The 24,866-nt window shown below is 72.0% G+C and carries 29 protein-coding genes and 1 pseudogene; 9 read left to right on the top strand and 21 right to left on the bottom strand.

The genetic code is table 11. The annotated features are described in order from the left end of the window. The first annotated feature begins 7 nt into the window (after positions 1-7). Positions 8-685 (top strand): helix-turn-helix transcriptional regulator, encoded by a 678-nt coding sequence (locus tag HNR30_RS10355; protein ID WP_181609535.1) that lies wholly within the window; start codon positions 8-10, stop codon positions 683-685. A 13-nt stretch (positions 686-698) separates the two neighbouring features. Here the strand turns inward: HNR30_RS10355 and HNR30_RS10350 are convergent, their stop codons facing one another. The 12 genes from HNR30_RS10350 to HNR30_RS10295 form a co-directional block, all read right to left on the bottom strand. Further along, positions 699-1,604 (bottom strand): alpha/beta hydrolase family protein, encoded by a 906-nt coding sequence (locus HNR30_RS10350; protein WP_181609534.1) that lies wholly within the window; start codon positions 1,602-1,604, stop codon positions 699-701. Positions 1,605-1,703: 99 nt separating this feature from the next. After that, positions 1,704-2,525, bottom strand: coding sequence for an HpcH/HpaI aldolase/citrate lyase family protein (locus tag HNR30_RS10345; protein WP_181609533.1), 822 nt, complete (start codon positions 2,523-2,525; stop codon positions 1,704-1,706). After that, positions 2,522-3,676, bottom strand: a complete 1,155-nt coding sequence (locus HNR30_RS10340; protein ID WP_181609532.1) for an acyl-CoA dehydrogenase family protein — start codon at positions 3,674-3,676, stop codon at positions 2,522-2,524. The genes HNR30_RS10345 and HNR30_RS10340 overlap by 4 nt, the downstream gene beginning before the upstream one ends. A 1-nt stretch (position 3,677) precedes the next feature. Further along, entirely contained in the window at positions 3,678-4,031 is a 354-nt protein-coding gene (locus HNR30_RS10335) for a Zn-ribbon domain-containing OB-fold protein (RefSeq protein ID WP_181609531.1), read from the bottom strand. Further along, on the bottom strand, positions 4,028-5,152 hold the full coding sequence (locus HNR30_RS10330; protein ID WP_181609530.1) for an acetyl-CoA acetyltransferase: 1,125 nt from the start codon (positions 5,150-5,152) through the stop codon (positions 4,028-4,030). Before HNR30_RS10330 ends, HNR30_RS10335 begins: the two co-directional genes overlap by 4 nt. Next, positions 5,149-5,514: a MaoC/PaaZ C-terminal domain-containing protein gene (locus HNR30_RS10325; RefSeq protein ID WP_312894317.1), complete on the bottom strand. Its 366-nt coding sequence runs from the start codon at positions 5,512-5,514 to the stop codon at positions 5,149-5,151. The genes HNR30_RS10330 and HNR30_RS10325 overlap by 4 nt, the downstream gene beginning before the upstream one ends. Then, positions 5,505-5,966, bottom strand: coding sequence for a MaoC family dehydratase (locus HNR30_RS10320; RefSeq protein WP_181609529.1), 462 nt, complete (start codon positions 5,964-5,966; stop codon positions 5,505-5,507). The genes HNR30_RS10325 and HNR30_RS10320 overlap by 10 nt, the downstream gene beginning before the upstream one ends. Then, positions 5,963-6,949 carry a RidA family protein gene (locus tag HNR30_RS10315; protein WP_181609528.1) on the bottom strand — a complete coding sequence of 329 codons (987 nt, stop codon included), beginning with the start codon at positions 6,947-6,949 and terminating at the stop codon, positions 5,963-5,965. Before HNR30_RS10315 ends, HNR30_RS10320 begins: the two co-directional genes overlap by 4 nt. Beyond that, on the bottom strand, positions 6,946-8,229 hold the full coding sequence (locus tag HNR30_RS10310; RefSeq protein WP_181609527.1) for an MmgE/PrpD family protein: 1,284 nt from the start codon (positions 8,227-8,229) through the stop codon (positions 6,946-6,948). Before HNR30_RS10310 ends, HNR30_RS10315 begins: the two co-directional genes overlap by 4 nt. Continuing rightward, positions 8,226-9,422, bottom strand: a complete 1,197-nt coding sequence (locus HNR30_RS10305; RefSeq protein WP_181609526.1) for a CaiB/BaiF CoA transferase family protein — start codon at positions 9,420-9,422, stop codon at positions 8,226-8,228. The genes HNR30_RS10310 and HNR30_RS10305 overlap by 4 nt, the downstream gene beginning before the upstream one ends. Next, positions 9,419-10,405, bottom strand: a complete 987-nt coding sequence (locus HNR30_RS10300) for an LLM class flavin-dependent oxidoreductase (protein WP_181609525.1) — start codon at positions 10,403-10,405, stop codon at positions 9,419-9,421. Before HNR30_RS10300 ends, HNR30_RS10305 begins: the two co-directional genes overlap by 4 nt. Further along, complete coding sequence (locus tag HNR30_RS10295; RefSeq protein ID WP_220133395.1) at positions 10,402-10,953, bottom strand: MaoC family dehydratase; 552 nt, start codon at positions 10,951-10,953, stop codon at positions 10,402-10,404. The genes HNR30_RS10300 and HNR30_RS10295 overlap by 4 nt, the downstream gene beginning before the upstream one ends. Before the next feature lie 70 nt (positions 10,954-11,023). Between HNR30_RS10295 and HNR30_RS10290 the strand changes: the two genes are divergently transcribed. The 3 genes from HNR30_RS10290 to HNR30_RS10280 are packed head-to-tail and all read left to right on the top strand — an operon-like array spanning position 11,024 to position 13,880. Continuing rightward, positions 11,024-12,049 (top strand): nitrilase-related carbon-nitrogen hydrolase, encoded by a 1,026-nt coding sequence (locus HNR30_RS10290; protein WP_220133394.1) that lies wholly within the window; start codon positions 11,024-11,026, stop codon positions 12,047-12,049. Then, entirely contained in the window at positions 12,046-13,413 is a 1,368-nt protein-coding gene (locus HNR30_RS10285; protein WP_181609523.1) for an aldehyde dehydrogenase family protein, read from the top strand. The genes HNR30_RS10290 and HNR30_RS10285 overlap by 4 nt, the downstream gene beginning before the upstream one ends. Positions 13,414-13,427: 14 nt before the next feature. Further along, entirely contained in the window at positions 13,428-13,880 is a 453-nt protein-coding gene (locus tag HNR30_RS10280; RefSeq protein WP_181609522.1) for a DUF3598 family protein, read from the top strand. Here the strand turns inward: HNR30_RS10280 and HNR30_RS50615 are convergent. Together HNR30_RS50615 and HNR30_RS10270 are read right to left on the bottom strand one after the other, a co-directional pair. Next, a pseudogene (locus tag HNR30_RS50615) lies at positions 13,877-14,059 on the bottom strand (FAD-dependent oxidoreductase); the annotation flags it as partial. The gene HNR30_RS10280 and the pseudogene HNR30_RS50615 overlap by 4 nt on opposite strands. A gap of 15 nt (positions 14,060-14,074) precedes the next feature. Further along, positions 14,075-15,283, bottom strand: coding sequence for an MFS transporter (locus tag HNR30_RS10270; RefSeq protein WP_181609521.1), 1,209 nt, complete (start codon positions 15,281-15,283; stop codon positions 14,075-14,077). A gap of 99 nt (positions 15,284-15,382) precedes the next feature. Here HNR30_RS10270 and HNR30_RS10265 point away from each other — a divergent pair, with 99 nt between their 5' ends. Both HNR30_RS10265 and HNR30_RS10260 read left to right on the top strand, forming a co-directional pair. After that, complete coding sequence (locus tag HNR30_RS10265; RefSeq protein ID WP_181609520.1) at positions 15,383-16,462, top strand: DUF5937 family protein; 1,080 nt, start codon at positions 15,383-15,385, stop codon at positions 16,460-16,462. 242 nt (positions 16,463-16,704) lie between these two features. Beyond that, positions 16,705-17,232: a hypothetical protein gene (locus HNR30_RS10260; protein ID WP_181609519.1), complete on the top strand. Its 528-nt coding sequence runs from the start codon at positions 16,705-16,707 to the stop codon at positions 17,230-17,232. A gap of 19 nt (positions 17,233-17,251) precedes the next feature. Here the strand turns inward: HNR30_RS10260 and HNR30_RS10255 are convergent, their stop codons facing one another. Further along, positions 17,252-17,815, bottom strand: a complete 564-nt coding sequence (locus HNR30_RS10255) for a TetR/AcrR family transcriptional regulator (protein ID WP_181609518.1) — start codon at positions 17,813-17,815, stop codon at positions 17,252-17,254. Positions 17,816-17,898: 83 nt separating this feature from the next. Between HNR30_RS10255 and HNR30_RS10250 the strand changes: the two genes are divergently transcribed. Next, positions 17,899-18,822 (top strand): oxidoreductase, encoded by a 924-nt coding sequence (locus HNR30_RS10250; protein ID WP_181609517.1) that lies wholly within the window; start codon positions 17,899-17,901, stop codon positions 18,820-18,822. A 156-nt stretch (positions 18,823-18,978) separates the two neighbouring features. Then, the gene (locus tag HNR30_RS10245; protein ID WP_181609516.1) at positions 18,979-19,410 is read left to right on the top strand and encodes a hypothetical protein; all 432 of its coding nucleotides are present in this window, start codon (positions 18,979-18,981) and stop codon (positions 19,408-19,410) included. 24 nt (positions 19,411-19,434) lie between these two features. On the opposite strand, the gene HNR30_RS10240 is transcribed toward HNR30_RS10245, so the two are convergent. The 6 genes from HNR30_RS10240 to HNR30_RS10215 form a co-directional block, all read right to left on the bottom strand. Further along, positions 19,435-20,343 carry a hypothetical protein gene (locus HNR30_RS10240; RefSeq protein ID WP_181609515.1) on the bottom strand — a complete coding sequence of 303 codons (909 nt, stop codon included), beginning with the start codon at positions 20,341-20,343 and terminating at the stop codon, positions 19,435-19,437. Further along, a complete protein-coding gene (locus HNR30_RS47530; RefSeq protein WP_181609514.1) occupies positions 20,340-21,125 on the bottom strand; it encodes a hypothetical protein in 786 nt (261 codons plus the stop codon). The genes HNR30_RS10240 and HNR30_RS47530 overlap by 4 nt, the downstream gene beginning before the upstream one ends. Positions 21,126-21,235: 110 nt before the next feature. Continuing rightward, the gene (locus tag HNR30_RS10230) at positions 21,236-21,574 is read right to left on the bottom strand and encodes an STAS domain-containing protein (protein WP_181609513.1); all 339 of its coding nucleotides are present in this window, start codon (positions 21,572-21,574) and stop codon (positions 21,236-21,238) included. 86 nt (positions 21,575-21,660) lie between these two features. Next, positions 21,661-22,074 (bottom strand): ATP-binding protein, encoded by a 414-nt coding sequence (locus tag HNR30_RS10225; protein ID WP_181609512.1) that lies wholly within the window; start codon positions 22,072-22,074, stop codon positions 21,661-21,663. Between the two features lie 357 nt (positions 22,075-22,431). After that, the gene (locus HNR30_RS10220) at positions 22,432-23,283 is read right to left on the bottom strand and encodes a phosphotransferase (RefSeq protein WP_181609511.1); all 852 of its coding nucleotides are present in this window, start codon (positions 23,281-23,283) and stop codon (positions 22,432-22,434) included. Between the two features lie 30 nt (positions 23,284-23,313). Continuing rightward, on the bottom strand, positions 23,314-23,952 hold the full coding sequence (locus HNR30_RS10215; RefSeq protein WP_181609510.1) for a TetR/AcrR family transcriptional regulator: 639 nt from the start codon (positions 23,950-23,952) through the stop codon (positions 23,314-23,316). Between the two features lie 61 nt (positions 23,953-24,013). Between HNR30_RS10215 and HNR30_RS10210 the strand changes: the two genes are divergently transcribed. After that, positions 24,014-24,658 (top strand): class I SAM-dependent methyltransferase, encoded by a 645-nt coding sequence (locus HNR30_RS10210; RefSeq protein WP_181609509.1) that lies wholly within the window; start codon positions 24,014-24,016, stop codon positions 24,656-24,658. Positions 24,659-24,866: the final 208 nt, after the last annotated feature.

Here is a 24,866-nt window from a genome sequence, read left to right as displayed (position 1 = left end):
GTGCCGTGTGCCGTCGGGAGCCGCCCTGGACCTCACCGAGGAGTTCGCCTACGGTGCGGACATGGAGGGACCCTACCGGGTGTACTTCGACCGCGTACCGGTGCCGATCGCGGCGGTGGACGGGCTGGGCCGGGTCCGTGACGCCAATCCGGCCTTCCGCCTGGCCCTGGCACGCACGGCGGAGGAGCTCGACGGCCTCCACGCCGAGGAGTTGCTGGCGGAAGGCGAGCTGGAGGTCCAGCGCCCGTACTGGCTCGGACTGGCGCTGGGGCGGCTCGACGGCTACCGCAGCAGGATGCGGCTGGTGCGCGGCGACGGCGCGGTCATCCACGCGCGGGTCAGCGCGCGGGTCGAGCCCCGCGCCAACGGCCTGCCGTGGCGGGCGGTCGCCGTCCTGGACGAGATCTGCCCGGTCGCCGAGGCGCTCAGCCCGCTGCAGGGAGAGGTCCTGCGGCTGGTGGCCGTGGGGGCGTCGAACGCGCAGATCGCGCGCCGCCTGCACCTGACCCGGCAGGCGGTCGACTACCACCTGGTGCGGCTGCGCGCCCGGCTCGGCGCCGACAGCAGGTCGGCGCTGGCCGGGCGGGCCTTCGTGCTGGGGCTGTTCGTACCGGGGACCTGGCCCCCGCAGCTACGCGTACCCGCCGGAACGGCCGCGCCGGAGCAGGATCGAGCCGGCGACTGAGCCGGTCGCTGAGCTACTGCGCGCCGAGGAACTGGACGGCCGGGTCGTTCTGCGCCGCCCCGCCCCACACCGCGTCGAGGTGGGAGGCGTCGTCGTGCAGGTAGTACAGCAGCCAGGCCGTGGTCACCCGCTCGGTGATCGCCTGCTGGACCGCCCGGCTGATCGAGCCGCTGTCGCAGCCGAGCCCGCCCGAGTCGGTGAACCCGCAGTGGAAGCCGCCGACGATGGTGCGCAGCTGCTTGGGCGCGAGTTTGGCCTGGTAGATGGGGATCTGGTGGCCCGATGGCCCGGCGACGCCGTCCTGGGAGCCGGCGAGCAGCTGCATGGGAACCGCCGTGGTGGCCGCCGCCGCCTTGGCCGACGGGTTGGTCTCGGCGGCGGCCAGGTTCGTCACCGCCCGCACCGCGGGGTTGCGCGCGGCGGCCAGCACGCCGGCGCCTCCGCCCATCGAGTGCCCCGACAGGCCCAGCCGGTCGGTGCGCACGTGCGCGTTGAAGCGTGACCCGGCGCTCGTGTTCTGGGCGACCATCCAGGTGAGCGCCGCGTTCAGATCGTCGGCGAAGGCGCTGTGGCTGGGGAAGAGCCCGCCCTGGGAGGTGGGCATGATGGTGATCGTCCCCCAGGAGGCCCAGTGGCTGCCCAGGGAGGCGTACTTGCTGATGCTCTGGAAGAAGCCGTGCCCGAAGGCCACGACGGGGAACTGCCCGTCGGCCACGGCGCGGTTGCTGCCCGCGGTGGTGGCCGGGTAGTAGACCCGGGCGTTGAACGAGCGGCCGGAGGCCGAGACGCTGACGTCGGAGTACCCGACCGCGTGCGAGCCGGGAGCCGACAGGTCCGGGGCCGCCTGGGCGGGCGAGGCCGTGAGGAGCAGGAGCGGGGCGAGGAGGATCGCGCCGACCCTGGTCAGCCGGAGGCGCATGACCATTCACCAGCTTTCGCGCTAGGGAAACCGTCCCCTGGATTTTGGAAACAACGGTTCCCCTATGGCAACAGCCGTACGGCAGAACTAGGCAAATGCCTAAGACTGCCGCAGATCCGCCAGGAGACGGCGGGCCTGGCGGATGATCGCCTCGTCGACCATCCGGCCCGCGTCGTCGAGCACCACGCCCGACTCGGCCGCCTCGAACCGCGCGATCAGCTCGCGTGCCCGCTCGACCTCGGCGGGGGCCGGGGTGAACACCTCGTTGACCACGGCGAGCTGGGCCGGGTGGATGCAGGCCCGCCCGCGGAATCCCAGGCGCTTCAACGCCTCGGTCGAGGCGCGCAGGCGGTCCAGGTCACGGAAGTCGGTGCTGACCGGTCCGAGCGGCGGCCCGATGCGGGCAGCGGCGCTGGCCAGGACCACCTGCGAGCGGGCCCCCAGCAGCTCGCGCTCGTCGGGTCCCGGCTCGACGCCCAGGTCGGCCCGCAGGTCGGCCTCGCCGAGCTGGAGCCTGCTCACCCGGGGCGCCCGGGCGATCCGCTCCGCGGCCAGGACGGCGGCGCCGCTCTCCAGCAGCGGGCAGACCTTGATCCAGGGGGCGTCCCCCAGCAGCTTGTCGATCGCCACCAGTTCGTCGGCAGACTCCGTCTTGGCCACGCACACCCCCGCGACCGCGGGCAGCGCCACCGCCCGCAGGTCGGCGTGCCCGAGCTCGCCGGGATTGATCCGCACCCAGATCTCGCAGCCGCCGGTGGCGGGCGTGCTCCGCAGCCAGCCGGCGACCTCGGCGCGGGCCCGGTCCTTGGCCGCGGGCGCGACCGCGTCCTCCAGGTCGACGATGAGGGCGTCGGCGCCGCGCTCCAGCGCCTTGGCCAGCTTGCCCGGCTGGTCACCCGGCACGTACAGCGCGGACCTCACCAGCCCACCCGGCCCTTGCCCGCCAGCAGCGACCGCGCGATGACCATGCGCAGCACGTCGTTGGTGCCCTCGCCGATGGCCATGAGCGGCGCGTCCCGGTAGAGCCGCTCGACGACGTACTCCTGCGAGTAGCCGTACCCTCCGTGGATGCGCATCGCCTCCAGCGACGCCTTGATCGCGGCCTCGGAGGCGAAGTACTTGGCCATGCCCGACTCCATGTCGACCCGCAGGCCGGAATCGGCCCGCGAGGCGGCCCAGTAGGTGAGCAGCCGCGCCGCCTGGATCTCGGTGGCCATGTCGGCGAGCTTGAGCTGGATCGCCTGGAAGCCGGAGATCGGCTGCCCGAAGGCGGTGCGCTGCTGGGAGTAGGCCAGCGCGGCGTCGTAGGCGGCCTGCGCGATGCCGATCGCCCGGGCGGCGACGTTGATGCGGCCGCTCTCCAGCCCCGACAGCACCTGCTGCAGGCCGCGCCCCTCGACGCCGCCGAGCAGGTTCGCCACCGGCACGCGCACGTCGTCGAGCACGACCTCGCACGACTCGGTGCCCTTGTAGCCGAGCTTGGGCAGGTCGCGGCTGACGGAGAAGCCCTCCTCGACCAGCAGCACCGACATGCCCTTGTGCGCGGGCTCGGTGGACGAGGTCTTGACCAGCACCGGCAGCGGGCTGGCGTGGCGGGCGTTGGTGATCCACGTCTTGGTGCCGCGCACGATGTAGTGGTCGCCGTCGCGGCGGGCGGTGGTGGTGATGCCCTGCAGGTCGGTTCCAGCGCCGGGCTCGGTCAGGGCGATGCCGGTACGGCGGGCACCGGTGGCCAGGTCGGGCAGGTAGGCGGCCTTCTGCTCGGGCGTGCCGTACCGGGCGATCATGCCGCACGACAGCGAGTGCGAGCCGAGCACGCCGGCCACGCCCATCCAGCCGCGCGCGATCTCCTCGAAGACCAGGGCGAAGGAGACCAGGTCGACGCCGAGCCCGCCGTACTCCTCCGGCACGGTCAGCCCGAACAGGCCCATCCGCTTTATCTTGTCGACGATCTCGGTGGGGTAGCGGCCGGAGCGCTCCCATTCGCCCGCGACGGGCACGATCTCCTTGTCGACGAAGTCGCGCAGCGTCTCGCGGAAGGCGCGCTGCTCGTCGTTCAGCTCGAAGTCCATCTCACTCCTGTTCGAACACGGGCAGGCGGCGGCCGTCGTCCAGGGTCCGCCAGGCCAGCCGTACACGCTGGTCGCAGTGCCAGTCGGCGTCGCCGACGAGGTTGGTCAGCAGGATCGGTCCCTCGTCCAGGCGCACGCGGGCCACGACGTAGGGCGGCGCGTGCTCGGGCGAGGGCGAGCGGTGGACCACGGTGAAGGAGTCGACCGCGCCGCGCCCGGCCGACTCCTGCCAGCCCAGGTCAGTGCCGCCGCAGCCGGTGCAGAGCGCGCGCGGGTAGTGCTGCAGGTGGCCGCAGCCCTCGCAGCGTTGCAGGAGCAGCCGCCCTTCGCGGGTGGCCTCCCACCAGGGGGTCATCGGTCCACCCCCAGCAGGACGGTGGCGTGGGTGGACAGGATGCCGCCCGTGCCGTGCGCGAGGGCGACCTGCGCGCCGTCGACCTGGCGCGGCCCGCACTCGCCGCGCAGCTGCCTGACGGCTTCGACGAGGAGCAGCAGGCCGTACATGCCGGGGTGGCAGTAGGACAGGCCGCCCCCGTTGGTGTTGTACGGCAGCGCGCGGCGGCGCACGAAGTCGCCCGCCTCTCCCGGACCGCAGAAGCCCAGCCCTTCCAGGGTGAGCAGGACGGTGATCGTGAAGGAGTCGTAGAGCTGCGCCACGTCCACGTCCTGCGGCCCCAGCCCCGCCATGGCGTAGGCGCGCCGGCCCGACATGATCGAGCCCGGCTCCAGCAGGTCGCCGGCCGAGGCCATGCCGGTGTTGGTGGTGGCCTCGCCGTACCCGAGCACCACGACGGGCGGGCGCCGCAGGTCGCGGGCCCGTTCGAGGCTCGTCAGGATGATCGCGCCGCCGCCGTCGGTCACCAGGCAGCAGTCGGCGACCGTCAGCGGCGAGGAGACCATGGGCGAGGCGAGCACGTCGTCGACGGTGAGCGGACCGGCTTCGTACCGGTAGGCGCGGGGGTTGAGCAGCGCCCATTCGCGGGCGGCGACGGCGACCTCGGCCAGGTCCTCCCGCTTGGCGCCGTGCGCGTGCAGGTACCGCTGGGCGGCCATCGCGTAGTAGGAGATCGGGTAGAGCGGCCCGTACGGCGACTCGAACTCCGTCTCCGGCGTGTGCGGCTCCAGCACGCCCGCCAGCGACCGCGAGCGTGCGCTGCGCTGGTTGGAGCCGTAGGAGATCAGCACGGTGGTGCACTGCCCCGCCTCGATCGCCTGCGCGGCCCTGGCGACGTACATCTCGAACGCCGAGCCTCCGGCGAACGTCGAGTCCGTCCAGGCGGGCCGGATCCCGAGGTAGTCGGCCACCTGGGTGGCCGAGAAGCGGGAGACCCCGGCGGTGGCCAGCCCGTCGACGTCGGCGAGGCTCAGCCCGGCGTCGGCCAGGGCGCCGGTGATGGCCTGGGTCTGCAGCTCCATGATGGTCTTGCCGGTCACGCCCAGCTCGGACTCGGCGGCTCCGACGACGGCCACGCTCATCGCGGCACCACCGTGGCCCCGGCGGGCGCCACCGCGACGCGGCCGTCCTCTACGACCTCGACCTGCTGCTCCACGGTGATGACGCCGTTGTCGCGGCCGACGACCCGGCCGGTGCAGCGGACCGTCTCGCCGGCGAAGACCATGCTGCGGAAGCGGAAGTGCAGGCGGGTGATGCGGTGGCCGGGACCGAGCCAGTCCTGGAGCTGCTCGGCGAGCAGGGCGCCGAAGAGCTGGCCGTCGACGACCGGGCGGTCGAGGCCTTCTGGGGCGTAGTGCAGGCGGTGCCAGTCCCAGGTTGCCCCCGCGTAGGCGATCATGTCGGGGAGCTCGATGCGGCGCTCCAGCGGCGGGATCAGATCCACACCACCACCTCCTCGTTGACGGCCAGCAGCTCGCCGTGCTGGTTGGTGTAGGTGGCGCGGGAGGTCACGAAGATCTTGCCCGCCTTCTCCTCGACCTTCTCGACGCGCCAGGTCGCGGTGACCACGTCGCTGGGCCGTACCGGCTGGTGGAACTCGTAGCTGTTGCCTCCCCTGACCTGGCGGCGGCCGGGGTACTCCTGGGGCCAGCTGTGTCCGGGGTAGCCGTGCTCGTCCCTGGGCAGGCCGGTGTACTGGTTGGTCTCGCAGATCAGGGTCGGCGGGGCGATCACGCCGTCGTAGCCGTGCTCGCGGGCGTAGGCGTCGTCGGTGTAGAGCGGGTTGGCGTCGCCGACGGCCTGGGCGAAGTAGCGGATCGCGGCCTTGCCGAGCTCCTCTGGGGCGGTGTAACTCACCTCTTCGTCAGCCGGACCACCGCTCACGTCGTCGTTCATCGGAACACCGCCGTGGGCACGACCTCGATCAGGAACTCCGGGCGCAGGAGCGCCGAGCACACCACCGAGGTGAGGGCCGGCCGGCCGGGGAAGTACCGCTCGCGGATGGCCGCGATCTCCGGATATTTCGCCACACCGTCAGGGGTGACGTACTCGACGAGCCGCACCACCGACTCCCCCGTCAGCCCCGCCTCGCGCAGCACGGTGGCGATCGCCGCGTAGGTGAACTCCGCCTGCGCCTCCAGGTCGCCGTCGAAGATGGCCCGCTGCGTCGCCGGCTCCAGCGCTCCGAAGCCCGACATGAACAGCGTGTCGCCCGCCGCCACGCCCGGCTTGTAGGTGAGCGTCTCGTAGCGCCTCCAGCCCGGGTTGACCGTGCGCAGCGGGCTGCGGGAGGCGACCGCGTCGAGCCAGACCATCGCGCCCGGCACCGGCGGCCGGTCGACCAGGATGCCCGCCGCTCCTGGATGGACCGCCAGCCCGTCGGTGCCGGTGCCGCCGAGCAGCTCGCGGCGCGGACGGCCGCAGCGGGGGTACTCGGCCCGGGTGGCGGTGGCGGTGTAGTCGGTGGTCTGCACCAGCGCGTCGAGGCCGGTCCCGGCCGCCTTGAGCAGTTCGCCGGCGACCTCCAGGCAGGAGCGGTACTGCTCGCGGAAGCCCGCCGTCAGGTCGGCGGGCAGGATGCCCGGCAGGTAGACGATCTCGTCGGCGACCGTGACGACGCCGTCCGGGGTCGGGATGCGCTCGCCGCCGCCGGGGTGCGCCGTCAGCTCGATCGCCGCCGCGCCGTCCAGGAGTGCTTCCACGGACACCGTCGAGACGGTCACACCGTCGGGCGCGCAGGCGTCCGCGGGGTCGGTCACGTACTGCACCACCTGGACGATGTCGTCGGCGGACAAGCCGGCCCGCTCCAGGTCGCCCAGGGCTCGGGCGTAGGCCTCCTGCGCGGTGGCGCCGGTCACGGCCGGCAGCCGTACGGTCATACGATCAACTCCTGGATCAGGGGCTGGAGGGTGGGCAGGCTGGCCAGGTCGAGGACCAGGCCGATCGCGCGCTCGCTCAGCCCGTTGCCGAGGGCCTTGGCCCGGACCGCCTCGGCGACGCCCGCCAGGCCGGGCGGGGCCTGCGCCACGGTCGAGGTCCCGTCGGCGAACCTGATGCGCAGCCGTCCCGGCTGGGCGGCGGCGACCCCGGGGAAGGGCACGACCTCGTGCCGGATCCGCGCGGCCAGTGCCGCGACCTCCGGCCGGTCGACGTCGGCGTAGGTGCGCACGGTGACCTCCCCGTCCACGATCATCGCGGCCACGCTCCACGGGAGGCTGAACTTGGCGTCGTACGGCGTGCGCGGACGGTCCTTGCCCTCCCCGCAGACGATCGGCGCGGTGTCGGGATGCACCTCGGCGACGATCTCCTCGATGTCGCCCGTCAGGCCGCGGGCCGCGTCGAGGCTGGCGTGCAGGAGCTGGCAGGCGGGGTACGGCTTGACGCCGATCCTGGTGACCTCCCAGCGCTCGCCGAGCTCCGTGACCGGGTCGAGGCCGGGCAGTCCGAGCAGGGCGCCGTAGAGGCCGTACGGTCCTTCCAGCACGGTGGCGGGCCCGGAGGCTCCGGCCCTGGCCAGCCGGGCGGCCAGGACCCCGGCCTGAGCGGCGAAGCCGGGGTGGAGCTGCTTGGTGGAGGAGCCGGTGTTCAGGAACTCCAGCAGCCCGCCCGCCTGGCTTCCCGCGATGCCGAGCGCGTCCACGGTCTCGGCGTGGGTCAGGCCGTACAACCGGGCGGCTGCCAGGGCGGCGGCGAACACCCCGCAGGTCGCGGTGGCGTGCAGGCCGCGGGCGTGGAAGCCGTGCGGTACGGCGGCGCCCAGCCGGCAGATCGTCTCGTAGCCGGTCAGGGCCGCCGCCAGCACCTCGGCGCCGCTCGCGCCGATCTCCTCGCCCACGGCGAAGGCGGCGGGGAGCACAGGCGCGGTCGCGTGCACGAGGCCGCCCGCGTGGGTGTCGTCGAAGTCGAGCGCGTGCACGAGCATGCCGTTGGCCAGCGCCGCGGCGGGGGCGCCGACCTGCCAGGGGGTGCCGAGGATGGTCGCCTCGGCGGGGCCGCCCAGTTCACGGGCGACCGTGATCGCGGGCAGGTCGGTCCCGGCGGCGACGGCGCAGCCCAGGCCGTCGAGCAGGTGGCGCAGCGCCGCCTCGACGGCCGCCTCGGGCACCTGCTCCAGGCTCAGCTCCAGGGCCCATCCGGCCAGCCGCTCGGCCGCGGTCATCGCGGCGTCCCGAAGGCACCCGCCGACGTCAGCGCGTCGACGCGCTCGGCCGAGTAGCCGAGCAGGCCGCCGACGACCTCCTCGAAGTGCTCACCGCGCTGCGGCGCCCGCCGGTGCTCGACCGGCTCGGCTCCCACCCGCACCGGCGAGGCGAGCTGCCGCAGCCTGCCGTACCTGGGGTGGTCGGTCTCGGCGATCAGCCCGCGCGCGGCCGTGTGCTCCTCGGCGAGCGCCTGCGTCACGTCGTTGACGGGCCCGCACGGGATGCCCGCCGGCGTCAGCACCGCCAGCCACTCGGCCACGGTCCTGGTCAGGAAGATCTCGGCCAGCCGGGGCAGCAGTTCACCGGCGAGCTCGCGGCGCTGGGCGAAGGTGGCGTAACGCTCCTCGGCGAACTCCGGCCCGAGGATGGCGGCCAGGCGCTGCCAGAACTTCTCCTTCGCGCACCCCACCACCAGCCAGCCGTCCTTGGCGGCGAAGTTCTGGAACGGCACCAGCGACGGGTGGGCCGAGTGCGGCGTGCGGGCGGGCCGGTAGCCGGTGTTGAGCGCCCACGTGCCGACATAGGTGAGCATGCTGATCGCGGTGTCGTACAGCGACAGGTCGCAGTCCATGCCCACGCCGTCGCGGCGCGCCGCGTGCAGCGCCGCCAGCAGCGCGATCGCCGCCACGAAGCCGCCGGAGTAGTCCACCAGCGACAGGCCCGACTTGGTGGGCGGGCCCGCCGGGTCGCCGGTGAGCTCCATCCAGCCGGCCAGGCCCTGCAGGATGTAGTCGTAGCCGGGTTCGGCCGCGCGCGGGCCCGTCATGCCGAAGCCGGTCAGCGAGCAGCAGACGATCGCCGGGTTGAGGTGTTTCAGATCGGCGTAGGTGATCCGCATCTTGGCCGGGACGTCGCCGCGCAGGTTGGAGTAGACGGCGTCGCCGTGCCGTACCAGGTCCTCGAAGACCTCGCGTCCGGCCCGCGTCGCGAGGTCCAGGGAGAGCGACTTCTTGTTGCGGTTGAACGTCTCGAAGAACAGCGAGTCCTCGCCCTCGGTGTAGGGCGGCACGTAGCGGCCGACGTCGCCACCGGCGCGCGGGTCCTCGATCTTGATGATCTCGGCGCCGAGGTCGGCCAGGTGCACGGTGCCGAAGGGTCCGGCGCCGTACTGCTCCAGGCTGATGATCCGGACGTCCTGCAGCGGTCTCATGCGGTCAGCTCCCTGATGAGCGTGATGAGGCGGGCCTGGTTCTCGCGGATCTGCGCCGGGCTGTTGCCGTACACGGCGGGCGTGAGCTTGATCGTGTCGGCGAAGCCCTCGTACGCGGCGATCCTCTCGGCCACCTGGTCCGGCGTGCCGGTGAGCACGAGGGGGTCGACCATGTGGCCCGGCACCTCGGCCTTGCGTCCGGCGCGGAAGGCCTCGACCATCCGGGCGTGCTCGTCGGCCAGGCCGTGGAAGGCGAAGAAGTCCTTGTAGGTGGCGACCGAGGCGTAGAAGGCGAGCACGCCCGAGGCCCGCTCGCGGGCGAGCGCGGGGTCCCGGTCGATCGAGCAGCAGCCCGAGACGACGACGTCGAAGCCGTCGCGCCTGCCCGCCAGGTTCGGCAGCACGTGCTCGCGCAGGTAGGCGGGGGAGCACAGCTCGTGGGAGATCCACCCGTCGGCGATCCGCGCCGCCATCCGGGTGAGCTGCGGTCCGACCGCGGCCAGGTAGATCGGGATCTCGGTGCGGACCGGCTGGTACGGCCGGCGGAAGCCGCGCACGCTCAGGCGCTGCCACTCCCCCTCGTACTCCAGCGGCTGCCCGGTGTGGGAGGCGGCGACGATGGTCCTGATGACCTCGACGGTCTCCCGCAGCTGGGCCAGGGGCTTGTCCCAGCGGGCGTTGTGCCAGTTCTCGTTGAGCCTGCGCGCGCCGGAGCCGAGTCCGAGGACGAACCGGCCGCCGGTCAGCTCGTCGAGGTCGAGCGCCTCCAGCGCGGTGATCATCGGGCTGCGGGTGAAGGCGAGCGCGATGGCGGTGCCGACCCCCGCCCGGGTGGTGGCGGAGGCCACGGCGGCGGCGGTGACGGTGGCGCTGCGGTGCAGCTCGGGCACCCAGATGAGCTCGGCGCCCGCCTCCTCGGCGGCCCTGGCGGCCGAGGTCAGCTCCTCCAGGCTCTCGCCCCACGGCCCGTAGGTGATCCTCATGCGGTCAGCGGCCCGGTCTTGGCCTGCGGGAAGTAGCCCTTGTCGTGGGGCGCGTCGCGCCGGTAGACCATGACCGTGCGCTTCCACGACATGATCTCGTCGCCGTCCTGGTTCAGGCCCCTGGTGCGGCAGGAGACGATCCCGGCATAAGGCCGCGAGGCGGACTCGCGCTTGTCCACGACCAGCGACTCGGCGTAGATCGTGTCACCCACGAAGACCGGGTGGGTGAGCTTGATCTCGTCCCAGCCGAGGTTCATGATGGCCGTCTGGCTCATGTCCATGACCGACAGCCCCAGCACGACGGCGACGGTCAGCCCCGAGTTGGCGATGATCCTGCCGTAGGGGGCACGTTCGGCGAAGTGGGCGTTGAAGTGGTTCTGGTTGGTGTTCATGGTCAGCAACGTGAACCACGTGTTGTCCGCCTCGGTGATGGTGCGGCCGAGCGCGTGCTGGTGGATGTCGCCGACCGTGAAGTCCTCGAAGTATCGGCCGATGCTGGCCTCGTGCACGGTCACGGTCACTCCTGGGATCGCGAAACGTCTGACCATTAAGCTAATGGTCTGACGTTTTTGGCGTCAATGCTTGCGCGGCTGCAGGCACGGGGCTATGTTCCAACACGTGGAACGGCGTTTCAAGACTGAGGTCTCCGCTTTCCGGGCCCTGGCCCTGCAGATCGCGACGAAGGCGGTCAACGGGACGGCGGACCCGCGCGCGGAGATCATGCGGGCCATCGGCAGGGCGGGCACCGCCGTCGCGGGAGCCCGCGCCTGGGCCGGACCCGAGCTGCGGCTCGTCGTGCTGCCCGAGTACTTCCTCACCGGCTTCCCGATGGGCGAGAGCGTGGCGCGATGGCGCGACCTGGCGGCGATCGCCCCGGACGGCCCCGAATACGCGGCGCTCGGCGAGATCGCCTCCCGCCACCAGATCTTCCTCTCGGGCAACGCCTACGAGAGCGACCCGCACTTCCCGGAGCTGTACTTCCAGACCTCCTTCATCCTCGGCCCGGCGGGCGAGGTGATCCTGCGGTACCGGCGGCTGCACTCGATGTACTCGCCGTCGCCGTACGACGTCTGGGACCGCTACCTGGAGATCTACGGGATCGACGCGGTGTTCCCCGTCGCCCGCACCGAGATCGGCGCGCTGGCCTGCATCGCCTCCGAGGAGATCCTCTACCCGGAGCTGGCCCGCGCGCTGGCGTTGCGCGGCGCCGAGGTCTTCTGCCACTCCACCTCGGAGATCGCCTCCCCGTCGCTGACCCCCAAGGCCGTCGCGCGGCGCGCCCGCGCCATCGAGAACCTCGCCTACGTCGTCTCGGCCAACTCCGGCGGGCTCGACGGCATCCCGATCCCCCGCGACTCCACCAACGGCGGCTCCGAGCTGCTCGACTTCGAGGGGCGCCTGCTGGCGCAGGCGGGAAGCGGCGAGTCGATCGTGGCCGCCGCCGAGCTGGACCTGGCCGCCGTGCGGCGCGCTCGCTCGCGGCCCGGCATGGGGAACCTGCCCGCACGGGTCAAGACCGCCCTCTGGGCGCAGGAGTACGGCAGGCACGACGTGGAGCGGCCCAACGGGCTGGCTCATGACGTCCCCGATCGTGCCTGGTTCACCCGGCGGCAGCAGGACATCATCGACAGGACCCGGCCATGACCCACGTACGCGACCCCCTGACCGGCCGGATCGAGCGGGAACTGGCGCCCCCCGCCGATCTCGCCCCGATCGTGGCGGGGCTCCGGGCGGCGCAGGCCGCCTGGGCCGCCGCCGACCGCGGCGAGGTCCTGCGGCGGTTCGGGCGCGCGCTCGCCGCGGACGCCGCGCTGCTGGAGGCCCTGGTCGCCGACACCGGGCGGCGCACGGAGTCGGAGCTGGAGGTACGGCTCGTCGCGGGCATGATCGAACGCTGGTCCGCGGCGACGATGGAATCCCGGGGCCAGACACCCTCGGCCGTCGTCCCCTCGGTGGTCCTGGACGGCGCCTGGCGCCCCTACGAGCTGGTCGGCGTGATCAGCCCGTGGAACCTCCCCCTCCTGCTCGGCCTCATCGACGCCGTCCCCGCGCTGGCCGCCGGCTGTTCCGTCCTGGTCAAACCCAGCGAGGTGACCCCCCGCTTCATCGAGCCCCTCATGCGGCTCGTCCCGCCCGAGCTGCCCCTGCGCGTGATCGAGGGCGACGGCTCCACGGGCGCGGCCATGGTGGAACTGGTCGACGCCGTCGCCTTCACCGGGTCGGTGCCCACCGGCAGGCGGGTCGCCGAGGCCGCCGCCCGCGCGTTCGTCCCCGCCTTCCTGGAACTCGGCGGCAAGGACCCGGCGATCGTGCTCGACGGCTGCGACCTGGACCGGGCCACCTCGGCCGTCCTGTGGGGCGGCACCGCCAACGCCGGCCAGTCCTGCCTGTCCATCGAGCGGGTCTACGTGCACCAGGCGATCTACGAGCCGTTCGTCGGCCTGCTGGCGGCCAAGGCCGCGAAAGTGGGTCTGACCTGCGAAGGCGGACCGATCGGACCGCTCATCGACCCCGCGCAGGCCGACGTGATCGAGCGCCACCTGGCCGACGCCGTCACGCGCGGCGCGGCCGTGCTCACCGGCGGCCTCATCGAACACCACGGCGGCGGCCGCTGGTGCCGCCCCACCGTGCTCACCGGCGTCGACCACCGCATGCTCGTGATGACCGAGGAGACCTTCGGCCCGCTCCTGCCGGTCATGCCGTTCACCACCACCGACGAGGCCGTGGCCCTGGCCAACGACTCCGCCTACGGCCTGTCCGCGGCCGTCTTCGGGCCGACGGAGCAGGACGCGCTGGCGGTGGCCGCACGCCTCGAGACCGGAGCGGTCAGCATCAACGACGCCGGCCTCACCGCGATCATCCAGGAGGGCGAGAAGAACGCCGCGAAGCTCTCCGGGCTCGGCGGCTCCCGCATGGGCCCCGCCGCGCTCCAGCGCTTCCTGCGGCGCACCTCCTATCTGATCAACCGTTCCACCGACCCCGACCCCTGGTGGCACCCCGCCCCCTGAGGAGTGATGACCCCATGAGCATCAAGCAGGACATGCCCCTGCTCGCCCGGCACGAGGGCGAATGGGAGGGCACCTACACCGTCGTCGACCCGGAAGGGAAGGTGACCGACCGCCACCGCTCCCACCTGACGTGCTCGTTCCCCTCGGACGGCTCCCACGACTACTACCAGGTCAACCGCTACACCTGGGACGACGGGCGCACAGAGGAGCACCGCTTCCCCGGCCGCTACCTGGGCGGCGGCCGCATGGCCTTCGACACCGAGCGCATCAAGGGCGAGACCTGGGAGCTCGACGGCCAGGCCATCTACCTGCACTGGATCTACCGGGCCGAAGGGCAGGACCTGCAGCTGTTCGAGCTCATCGTGCTCAGCCGGGACGGCAGGCACCGCAGCAGGGTCTGGCAGTGGATCAGGGACGGGGTGTGCGTGCAGCGCACCCTCATCGACGAGATGCGGCTGGAAGGCTAGCCCGCGCTCGCGCGCCCAGAGCCGTCTCCCGTTGCTGCCGCTGCGGCGTCTCCGTCGACGGCGGCCGGTGAAGGCAGGCGTCGCCTCGCGCGACCCGGAGTCGTGGTCCAGGTCCGGCCGCCTCCTCGCTCCCTGGCCTCCAGGACGGTGACGTCGTGGCCTCGCTCGGCGAGCGCCCGCGCCGACGACGACGATTAACGCTTGGTAGCCAGATGCCGATCGCCCTTCTCGGTCGCGACGGCGGAGGCGGACAGGAGGGTCGCACCGGCGAGGCCGCCCCAGAGCGCCGCGGAGCCGTACGACGCCAGAGCGGTGATCACCGCGGGCGAGACGGCCAGGCCGAAGCCCGTAGAGATCTGGAAGCGCGCCATGGCCCGCCCCACGAGGTGCGCCGGTGCCAGGGCGGCGACGAGCGCGGTGGCGCTGCCGGCGTAGAGGATCTCCCCGACTGTGCAGACCACCGACACGGCGGCGACCGCCGGTGCGCCCCAGGCGGGCCCCAGGGACGCGGCCGCGAGGAAGCCGAGATAGGACGCGGCGATCACCACGCCCGCCAGAGCCAGTACGGCCCGCCGGGAGAAGCGGGACATCCCGACGGTGACCGGGACCTGCAGCGTCACCACCAGGACGGTGTTGGCCACGAAGATGCCCGCCGTCCACATCGGGGACGCGTGCAACTGGGTCATCAGGACCAGCGGGATCGCGACCTCGGTGACGTTGAGGCAGAAGACGTAGACCACGTTGGCGGCCAGCAACGTCCGCATCCGCGGCGCGGGCCCACCCTCCGCAGTCGCGGCGGCCGGATCCGCGCGCACGTGAACCGACCACGCCAGAGCCGCCGCGACCAGGTAGGCCGCGCCGGTGGCCGCTGCCAGCGCCTGCAACACGGTCGTGCCGCCCGCCAGGCACGCGGTGGCCAGGAGGCCGCCCGCGCCGAGGCCGGCGTTGCGCAGGGCGCGGCCTCCCGCGAGGGCGGCGTCGCGTTCCCGCCCCCGGGCGACGGTCGCCACCAGGGCCGCGTGGGCGGCGGGCCAGGCCTGGTTGCCGATGCCGAGGAAGAGCGACGCCGCGCCGAACAGCCACACGTGCCCCGCCGGGGCGGCCAGCAGCAGCGCCACACCCAGCACGCGCACGAGCATCGACGCCGCCACGACCGTGCTGCGCGCGCCCCGGTCCAGCCAGCGGCCGACCGCGGGCATGCAGACCAGGGCCGTGACGGTCCCCGCCGTCATGGCGACCCCCGTGGCCGGCGCCGACAGCTCCAGCACCATCACGCCGTAGATCAGCAGAAAGGGCCGTAGCAGGCCGGTGCCGAGCGCGTCCACGGCCAGGGCGACGGCGTAGCGGGGCCCGCCGGAGGCACGGACGAGCATCCGCGTCCGGATCTTAGTGGTTGTTGCCATGGCGCCCACGATGCGTCCCTCGGCCGCGGACGCCGCGTCAGTTGACGGACCCCGTCAACTGACGCGGGCTTCGGCCGCCCGACCAGCGAAGATGGTGGGATGACGTTGAGGATCGACATCGGCGGCCCGCCGCACGGGCGACTGCGGTTCGCCGCCTCCCCGCTGGCCGAGCTGACGGCGATGCTGCACGTGCTGGCGGAACCCGGCCATCACCCGCAGCTCGCCGGCTGGGCCGCCGACGTCTGGGCCGGCCTGCCGCCGGAACTGGCCGAGCGGCTGCGGGAGGCGGAGTTCCTCTGGCGTTCGTCACGAGCCGACTTCCTCGTCCCCGCCCGGCCCCGGCAGACCCTCGCCGACGAGCTCGACGACGTGGACCGGATCGACGACGAGACCTATGTGGCCGCCGCGCTCATCACGACGTGCGGCAGCAACCGGGTCCGTTTCGGCGCGCCCTCGCCGCTCGCCGACCAGGCCGCGCGAGAGCGGGCCCTTGACCTGGCCCAGGCCCGCGGCCCGCTCCAGGAGGCCTTCGCCGAACGGCTGCTCGCCGACCCGTCAGCTGTGCGGGCGCGGGTGCGCCACACGCTCGAACAGTGCGCCGCGGCCTTCTTCGACGCCGCCTGGGCGGGCGCCGCGCCGCACCTCGCCACCGACGTCCGCCTGAAGAACGACCTGCTCAAACGGCAGGGCGTCGGCGCGGCACTCGCCTCGGTCTCCGGCGCCGTCACCCTCTCCCCCGACGGCAGCGCCATCGTCGTGGACAAGCTGCAGGACAACGCGACCGCCGCCCACGACGGCGGCGTCACCTTCCTTCCCAGCGTCTTCGGACGGCCGCACCTGGTGGTGATCCACGCGCCCGGATGGCGTCCGGTGGTGCAGTACCCCGTGGCGGAGACGGCGGAACCGGTGTCGCTGGAGACGGTCACGCTCCGGCTGGAGGCGCTCGCGCATCCGGTACGGCTGCGCCTGCTGCGCACCCTCGCCCGCGGCCCGCACACGACGGGCGAGCTCGCCCACGCCTGGGGGCTCACGCCGCCGGAGGTGTCACGCCACCTCGCGGTCCTGCGTCGCGCGGGGCTGCTCACGGGGCGGCGGGAGGGGCGTTACGTTCGCTACAGCGTGAACCTGCCCGACCTGACGGCGCTGGGCGCCGACGTGCTGACGGCGGTGCTGCGCTGAGGAGCCTGCGTGAGCCACTGGCGTCTTCTCCTGGTGCCAGGATCTCCGGCGAGCCACTCCGCGCCGGCCACGTCGCCCGATCGGCCCCTCCTCTACCACCCCCACACGCCACGCAGCCCGCAGAATTTCCGTACCGTGAAAGCGTGTTCTTCGATCCCCCGCAAGCCCGAGAAGAGTCGACTCGCCCACCCAACCCCGGATGGCCCGCCTGGGCCGCCCCGCCGGCGGAAGAGATGGGCGCCGTGATGATCACCGCACAGGTGCTGGCCCGCGTCCCGAACGTCGCCATCACCGTGCCGACCATCCAGGTCTTCAGCACCGGCTGCCTGATCAACGTGGACATCGTCACCCGACGGCACACTCTGTCCCCCGAAGACTTCCAGTCCCTCCAGCTGTCCGCGTTCCCTCACATGGTCACCGGGGTGAAGGCCGACCAGCCGCTGCCGGACCAGCTGCTGCGCTTCGGTGTGCGCTTCGCCGACGGCACCAAGGCCACCACCGTCGGGCAGAACCTGGACAGGACACAACTCCGGCAGGATCCGCCGCCGGGCCCGCAGTTGTCCATGCTGCTGCCCGGCATGTCCATGCGCAGCGGCGACGAGGACGCGGGCGTGATGACCTGGGGCCTGTGGTTGTGGCCCTCACCTCCCCCGGAGAACTTCGAGCTCGCCGTGGAGTGGCCCGTCGGCGGGATCGAGCTGAGCATCGTCGAACTGGACGGCGCGGCCATCGCGGCCGCCGCCCAGCTGGCGGTGCCGTACTGGCCGTAGTTCAGGAACGGAGTCAGGATCAGGCCGTGGTCCTGATCCCGTCGAAGAGGACCTGCAGGTAGCGGTCGAGGCATGCGTTCGGGTCGGGCGTCAGGCGCAGGGCGAACGCGGTGCCGCAGACCAGGTGGTGCAGGTCGTCGGGGGTGAGGTCGAGGCGCAGCGCACCTGCCTGCCGGGCCCGTTCGAGTACGGCTTGCGCCAGATCCGCGAAGGCCTCGCGGTGCGAGGTGGTGTCCGGGGAGGCGTCCAGGGCCGGGCTGGTGGATATCACCTCGGTGAAGGCCGGATCGGACAGCTGCTGGACGAGCAGTGTTCGCAGGATCTGCCGCAGACCGGTCCAGGCGTCCTCGCGCAGGCTCGCGACCCGCGCGTCGTCGAGCAGGGCGGTGAAGGCGGGCTCGGCGAGGGATTCCAGAAGCGCGCGGCGGGTCGGGAAGTGCCGATAGACCGTCCCGACACCGATCCCGGCTCTGCGGGCGAGGTCGTTGAGCTGCAGCGACATGTCTCCCTCCGCCATCGCCCGGCGTGCCGTCGCCAGAACGAGGTCGCGGTTGCGGACGGCGTCGGCACGCATGGAGGTCATACCGGCACTCTACCTAAGCGGATTGACAATCCGCTTAGCAGTCGAGTCTAATCGGATGACTTATCCGTTTATTGGAGGAACCCATGTCCCCCGTGTGGAAGATCGATCAACTCGCGGACCAGACCGGCCGGACATTCGTCGTCACCGGTGCCAGCAGCGGCCTCGGCACGGAGATCACCCGCCGTCTCGCCGCGCGCGGCGGCCGGGTCATCATGGCGGTCCGCGACACCGCCAAGGGCCATTGGGTCCGCGACCGGCTGCGTGCGGACGAGGTGAAGGCCGACCTCGCCGTCCACCAGCTCGACCTGCTCGATCTCGACAGCGTGCGCCGCTTCGCCGACGAGCTCCACGCCGAAGCAACCGCCATCGACGTGCTCGTCAACAACGCCGGCATCGGCACCGTGCCACGACGGCTCAGTCCGCAGGGCGTGGAGAGCCAGTTCGCGACCAATCACCTGGGACACTTCGCCCTCACCGGCCTCCTCCTCGACCGTCTGGCGGCAGGACGCGACCCGGCCGTGGTGACCGTAGGGTCCAGCCTCTACCGGCTGGGCCGCCTCGACCTGGACGATCTGGCCGCCGAACGCGGATACTCACCCGGCGGCGCCTACGCGGCCTCCAAACTCGCCAACGTGCTGTTCGGCCTGGAGCTCGACCGCAGGCTGCGCGCCGCCGCGTCGCCGGTGCGCAGCCTGCTCGCGCATCCCGGGATGGCCAGGACCGAACTGGATCGGAACGCACCCGCCTCGGCCCGGGTGATGGCGGCGGTGCTGGGCGTCCTGTTCCGTCGTCCGATCGCCGAGGCGGTCGCGCCGATCCTCTACGCGGCCACCGAGGCCGCGGCGCCCACCGGCCTCCACATCGGACCGGGCCGCCCGCTGCGCCCGGCCCGCCCGACCTTCGAGAGCCTGTCCCGCCCGGCCTCCGACCACGGTCTCGCCAGGCGACTCTGGTCACGGTCCGCCGAGCTCACCGGTGTCGACCCGGCGCCGACCAGCGGTGCGTGACCCTTCGAAGACATCCCCGGTCACGGCCATGCCATACCCGGAACATACCCACGATCTCTACCGTCTGCGCTGTCTGCACACCTCGAAGAAGGGACGCCAGTGAAGACAGCCGCCTTACATGGCATACGAAGGCTGGGAATCTGTCTGGCAGCTTCCATGCTGACCACCGGCGTCGTAGCGGTCATTCCCCTTCCTGCCGCCGCATCGCCCGCGTACTTCCTCTATGCGAAGTGGAAGAACGAGACCTGCACCAAGGGCTCCAAGATGAGGAAGTACAACCTTCACCTCAACCCTCGACGCACCTACGACACGGTATTCGTCAAGAATGTGAAGCCGACGCCCGACAGAATGGTCAGCTATTCCCGGGAGCGGGCCTTCCAGGTCGCGGCTGTCGAGGAACCATGCGGCAGGCGATACCAAACGGGCAAGAACCAGTACTACTGGCAGACCATCGCCTATGGCGCCGAGTCTGGAAAGGTGAGCCGCCTCACCAAGAGCACCGCGCTGTGCCACTCCGGCGGCTGCCTTCCGCCGGGCGCCAAGACGTACGGAACGTGGCGGGCGGGCTGGACCCACTTCAAGATGTAACGAAGCCTCGCGCGTCCCGCCTCGTCAGGGTGACCTTGAAGCGGTCACCCTCGGCTGGAGTTGCAACCGCACGTCGCCCGAGTGGGCCAGGACGATGGTCCGGCTGGTGCCCGGCTGCCACGGGGCGGGCACGAGATACAGGTGCCCGCCGGACTCGACGAGAAGCCGCAGCTTCGTGTAGCGGTGCTTGAACTTGCCCCCGCCCGGCAGCACCGCATGACCGACGCCGGCGGGCAGCGCGCTCAGGGGCTCGGCGGTCTCCAGATGCACCTCCGGCCGCCGTCCGATCGTGGCGGCGTCCCCCTGGGCTCGTCCGGCGCCGTAGGAGGCGGCGAAACTGTTGGCGGCCCAGAACAGGCCGCAGACGGCCAGCGCGATGATCGACCAGCGGGCGACGGTGACCGCGCTGTCAGGTGGCGCCCAGCCCGGCTCGGCGCGCCGTCTCCTGAGTGTCTCCCACAGGGTGCCTGCGTGCCGAAGGAGCAGCACACCGCCGGTCAGGCACAGGGCGGTGGTGGCAGGCTGCTCGCGCTGCGACACCGCCGGGACCAGGATGCCGACCAGGGCTCTCACCAGCAGGATGACGCCGACGCCTGCCACCGCCCGGGTGACCCATCGTGAGAGCGGGTCGCGGCCCGGGTCCGACACCAGCCGCTGGGTGCCCATGCGCAGGCCGGCCGCGGCCAGGGCCGTCAGCGCGACCAGGACGACCGGCACGTAGACCACTTCGGAGCCGTACAGCAGCAGGTCGGCGGTGGACAGGTTCACCAGGTCGAGGTAGACGCCGAAGTACTCGAACCTGGCGCGGGTGGCCAGGTAGCCGAAGTAGAACAGCAGCGCCGTCACCAGGGTCGTCGGCGCGACGATGCTGCTGTAGGCGGTCAGGTGGCCGAGCATCGTCTGAGGCTGCTGCGCCTCCGAGGTCGCGGTCACGACGCGGGGGTCTCTTCGGCACCGGGGATCTGGGTGGGCTCGTCGAGCGGCTCCTCGGTGGGCCGGCTGGACGGCTCCTCGGTGGGTTCGGCGGTGGGTTCGGCGGTGGGTTCGCCGGTGGGCTCGTCCGGGGTCCGCGTGGGGTCCTCGGTCGGGCCGGGTTCGCCGGTTCCCTGGCTGGTGAGCCGGAAGTGGCGCTGCTTCGCCCGGCACGTCTCGCCCGCCCCGCACTGCCAGCGCGCGCTCAGGGTCAGCAGCCCCTGCGCGGGCGCGCCGCCCGTCGTCTCCACCCCGATCCAGCAGCCGTTCCGCACATCGCTCGCCGAGCTCGGTTCGATCGTCAGGCCCGCCTGGCAGGGAGCGATCCCGATGGTCTCGATGCCGTCCTGGTTGTAGGAGCCTGGCGGGGTGGAGGCGGAGCCGCAGTCGTGCAGGCGCCACTCGCCGCCGGGGCTGACCGTGACGCTGTCGATGACCAGCGGACGGTCGGCGCGCTCCGCTCCGAAGATCGCACACGTCGTCCCGGGGAAGGAGGCTCCGAAGTTGAGGACCGGGTAGTAGTTGTCCATCGTCGGACCGCCGATGACGGTGGTCTTCGTCTGTTCGGGCTCTTCGACGCCGGGTTCCTCCGAGGCGGATCTCTCCGGGGCGGGTGCGGTCTGGGTGGACTCCAACGGCGGCGGCTCGGTGGTGAACGCCGGCCGGACGGCGAGAAAGACGCCGAAGGCGAAGACGACGGAGAACACCGCACCGACGAGAAGGTTACGGGCTCGGGTACTCACCCGCTCAGCGTGTCCGAGCCCCCGACCGGCGGCATGAGTAGCCCCTACTCAAAGGATCAGCCCGCCTTGGCCGTCACGACGAAGGGGCCACCGGCGGGCAGGCGTCGGTCCTACGCCTGAACCTGCTCCAGAGCCGCTTCCAGGCTGTCCTGCAGCGGCAGGAACTTGTCGAGGTGCGTCAGCCAGATCACCCGCAGCCGGACGGGGTCGGCGCCGATGACGGCCAGCCTTCCGCCGTTGTCCCTGCTCTGGTTGGTGGCCTTGACCAGCAGGGCCAGCCCGGTGGAATCCAGGAAGGCCACCGTCGACAGATCGATGATCAGGCGCGGGCGGGGGCGACGCAGCAGCTTGAGCACCTCGGCACTCAGCGGGGGCAACGTGGCCGCGTCGATCTCGCCGCTGGCCGTCACGACGGTGACGTCGCCGATCTCGCGCAGCGAGTACTCCACGTCGGCCTCCCGGTGATCTCGCTGCCCAGCTTACGCTCAGTCGGGCGTCATGATCAGTAGCCGGAGCGGATTGGTGAAAGCAGCGATCAGTTCAGGGCGAATCTCAGGGTGACCCGGGTGCCGGAGCGGTCGGTGTCCACGGCCAGCGTCCGGGCGACAGCGCGGGCGATCCACAACCCCCGGCCGCCGGGGACGGTCTCAGGCGGCAGATCGGAGGGCAACTCGGCCCGGGCAGCGCCAGGCCAGTGGCCCGCATCGCGCACCTCGACGACCAGGTCGGAGGACTCGCGCCAGATGCGCACCCGGGCCGGAGCACGGCCGTGGGTGACGGCGTTGGTGGCGATCTCGTTGATGGCGATCAGGACGTCGGGTACGGCATCTGCCCGCATGCCCAGCTGGTACGCGGTGGCCGCTGCCAGCTCACGCACGTCCGTCAGCTGCGCCAGAGTCACCCCGGCGCTGACCAGCCCAAGCGGTTCCGCTCCCGGACCCAGTTTCATCGTTCCCCACCACCCCTGCTTCTCCAGCGGAACGGCAACATGATCAAGGCGGGTGGCATCCTTGCTGCTGCCTCTACCCTCGCCGGGCCCCATCGACCCTCGGCTCGGACACGGCGCCCCATTTCACCAGCTTTCCGCCCGTGGGGACAAGGCGAGAGCCATTCTCGCCGCATGTCGGCTGCCTCCCGGCCCCGCCGTACGCAGGTCTCCGCCATCCCGGCGGCGCGCACCTCCCCGGCTGACATCCGACACACCGACACGCAAATCTCCGATCCCCCGGCGTGGCTGCCCCGACCGGACCATGACGGCAGATGGTACGCAGAGCGCTGCCCGACAACGATCCCTCAACGCCCGGGCTCAGCCTCCGGCACCGCGCTCCCGGCGGTGGAGAGCGTCCTGCAGCTGGGCGAGCCACTCCCGGCCCCGTCGACGCCCGTCGGGCAGTTGGTCGTCGCGATCCCAACGCCAGGACACCACGAGGGCGAGGCTGAGGATCCGGCAGTCGGCGAGCAGCCCGGCGTCGGCGCCCGGATAGTGCGCGGCGACGCCCTCCGGAGCATGCGCGAGGTCGAACTCGACAGGCCCCCGGCAGACGGTCTCCAGGTCGGTGAAGAGTGGTCCGTCAGCGGTGGCGAGCAGGTTGCCGGGGTGCGGTTCGCCGTGCAGGAGCTGTTGTCGCGGGCGGCGCTCCAGGATGGCGCGGCTGATGCCGTACAGGGTGCCGGTCAGCAGCGCGCGTTCCCCGGCGCCGAGGGCCGGGCTCACGGCCGGGTCCTCGACCACCCGGAGGGCATCGGCGACGCGATCGGTGAAGGACGGCGCGGCGAGGTCGACGCCGCGCAGGCCGGCGTGCAACCGGGCCAGGGCGCCGGCGTAGGCGGCGGGCGGGTGGTCCTCGGGCGCGGCGGTGGGCTCGTGGTAGGTCCAGAGAGTCACGGCGAAGCCGTCGCGGACATGGACGCGCGGCTCGGCCCTGGGATCGAGACCCGCCACCGGGCTGCCGGTCCCGGCGAGGCGCCGGGCCACCTCGACCTCGAAGTCGGGACGCTGCGCGAGCGGCGCGACCCGCGCGAGCACACCACTGGGCCGCAGCCGTACGGCGATCCGGTTCGAGTTGTGCAGCACCGTGGCGTCGTCGCCGCCCAGGCCGTACATGGCGGCCGTGCCGACGGCCGCGGCCACAGCCCTGGGGATCTCGGTGTCCTTCACGTGTTAGATGCCTTTCGCTGCCGGAGTCGCTCAGCTGGATTCGACACAGAGCTGGGACGTCAGGGTGGTGCGCGCCCACTCCTCCCACGCATCCGGCGACCAGCCACGATCGCGGACGAACAGCAAATACAGCTCCGGGCTGAGCAGGCCGAACAGCAGATCCGCCGCTGTCTCGACGGACAGGCCAGGACGGGCGTCAGGCTTGCCGACCAGGGCTTCGGCCGCCCCGTACTGCACGGTGTAACGCGGGTCAGGTCCGGCCGGCCACAACGCGGCGATCTCAGGATCGGTGGCCGCTGCAGCCGCGATCAGCGGCATGATCGGCGCGACCCGCCCCAGAACCTGGCGGGTGCCATGCACGTGCGCGCGCAGGTGCCCGGCCGCGGTGGGCTCGGCGCACGCGCCGCGAAACCACTCACGGTCCATGGTGGCGACCGGCTCGGTGTCCCCGGCGATGGTCGCGTCGACGACGTCCTTGAACAGCGTGCGCTTGTTGCGGAAGACGAAGTACACCGTCTGGACGGCCACGCCCGCCCGGTCCGCGACCTCCTGCAGGCTCGTCGCCCCGTAACCCTGCACGACGAACAGCTCGCGAGCCGCCGCGACGATCTTTTCGTGGGTACGGCGTGAGCGCTCCGCTCGCTTGTCGGGCCGCTTGACTCTGTCCATCTCTCAAGTGTATCTCTAGATTTCATCACTAGAGTTCAACTCTAATTTCTTGGAGGAGACGATGAACCAGCCCGACACCGCCCAAGTGGAAGAGCGGGAAGAGGAGTCCGTGCACCGCGCGCTGCAGGGCTTCTACCGCGCCGGCAAGGCACCATGGGACACAGGCGTGACGCCCCCCGAGCTGGTCACCCTGGTGGAAGGCCACGGCGCCCTGCCTCCCGGACGCGCACTCGAACTCGGCTGCGGCACCGGCACGAACGCCGTCTACCTCGCACAACACGGCTGGGACGTGACCGCCGTCGACCTGATCGACAGCGCCATCGACCAGGCCAGGCAGAAGGCCGAGACGGCGGGAACGCCGATACACCTCCTGCACGGCGACGCCACCCGCCTCGACGACCTGGACGTTCCCGGCCCGTTCGACCTGTTCTTCGACCTGAGCTGCTACTGCGGGATCCCCCTGCACCGACGCGACGCCTACGCCGCCGGCCTCACCCAGCGGGCCACCCCCGGAGCCCGGCTGCTGATGTTCGGGTACGGCCCCGAGCCGGCCGGCAACCCGGCACCCCAGGTCAAGTCATGGGCGGAGGGCGTCACAGCCGACGAACTCCGCGCCAGGTTCACCGGCTGGGACCTGCTCGACGTGACACCGGGCACCAACTCGGTCCCGACCTTCTGGTTCACCCTGCGCCGCATCGCCTCATAGGCGGCTCGGTAGCGGAGTTCGCACTGTCTGTGCCGGCCGGTGATGGCCTTGATTGCCGCTCGCCCTTCGGGTGGCGTTCAAGGCTCATCGGTCGCGGCGATCCCCGGAGCCGTCCAGATCCTAGGTTCCGTGTCCTTGTCGACAGGCGTCGACTTCACCGGCGCCTCGCACCCGCGCCGGAACTCGCTCCAGGCGGACCCGCCATCGT

Source organism: Nonomuraea soli, assembly GCF_013761175.1.
Taxonomy (GTDB): domain Bacteria; phylum Actinomycetota; class Actinomycetes; order Streptosporangiales; family Streptosporangiaceae; genus Nonomuraea; species Nonomuraea soli.
Note: the sequence above shows the minus strand (reverse complement) of the source record. Positions and strands in the feature narration are given on the sequence as shown.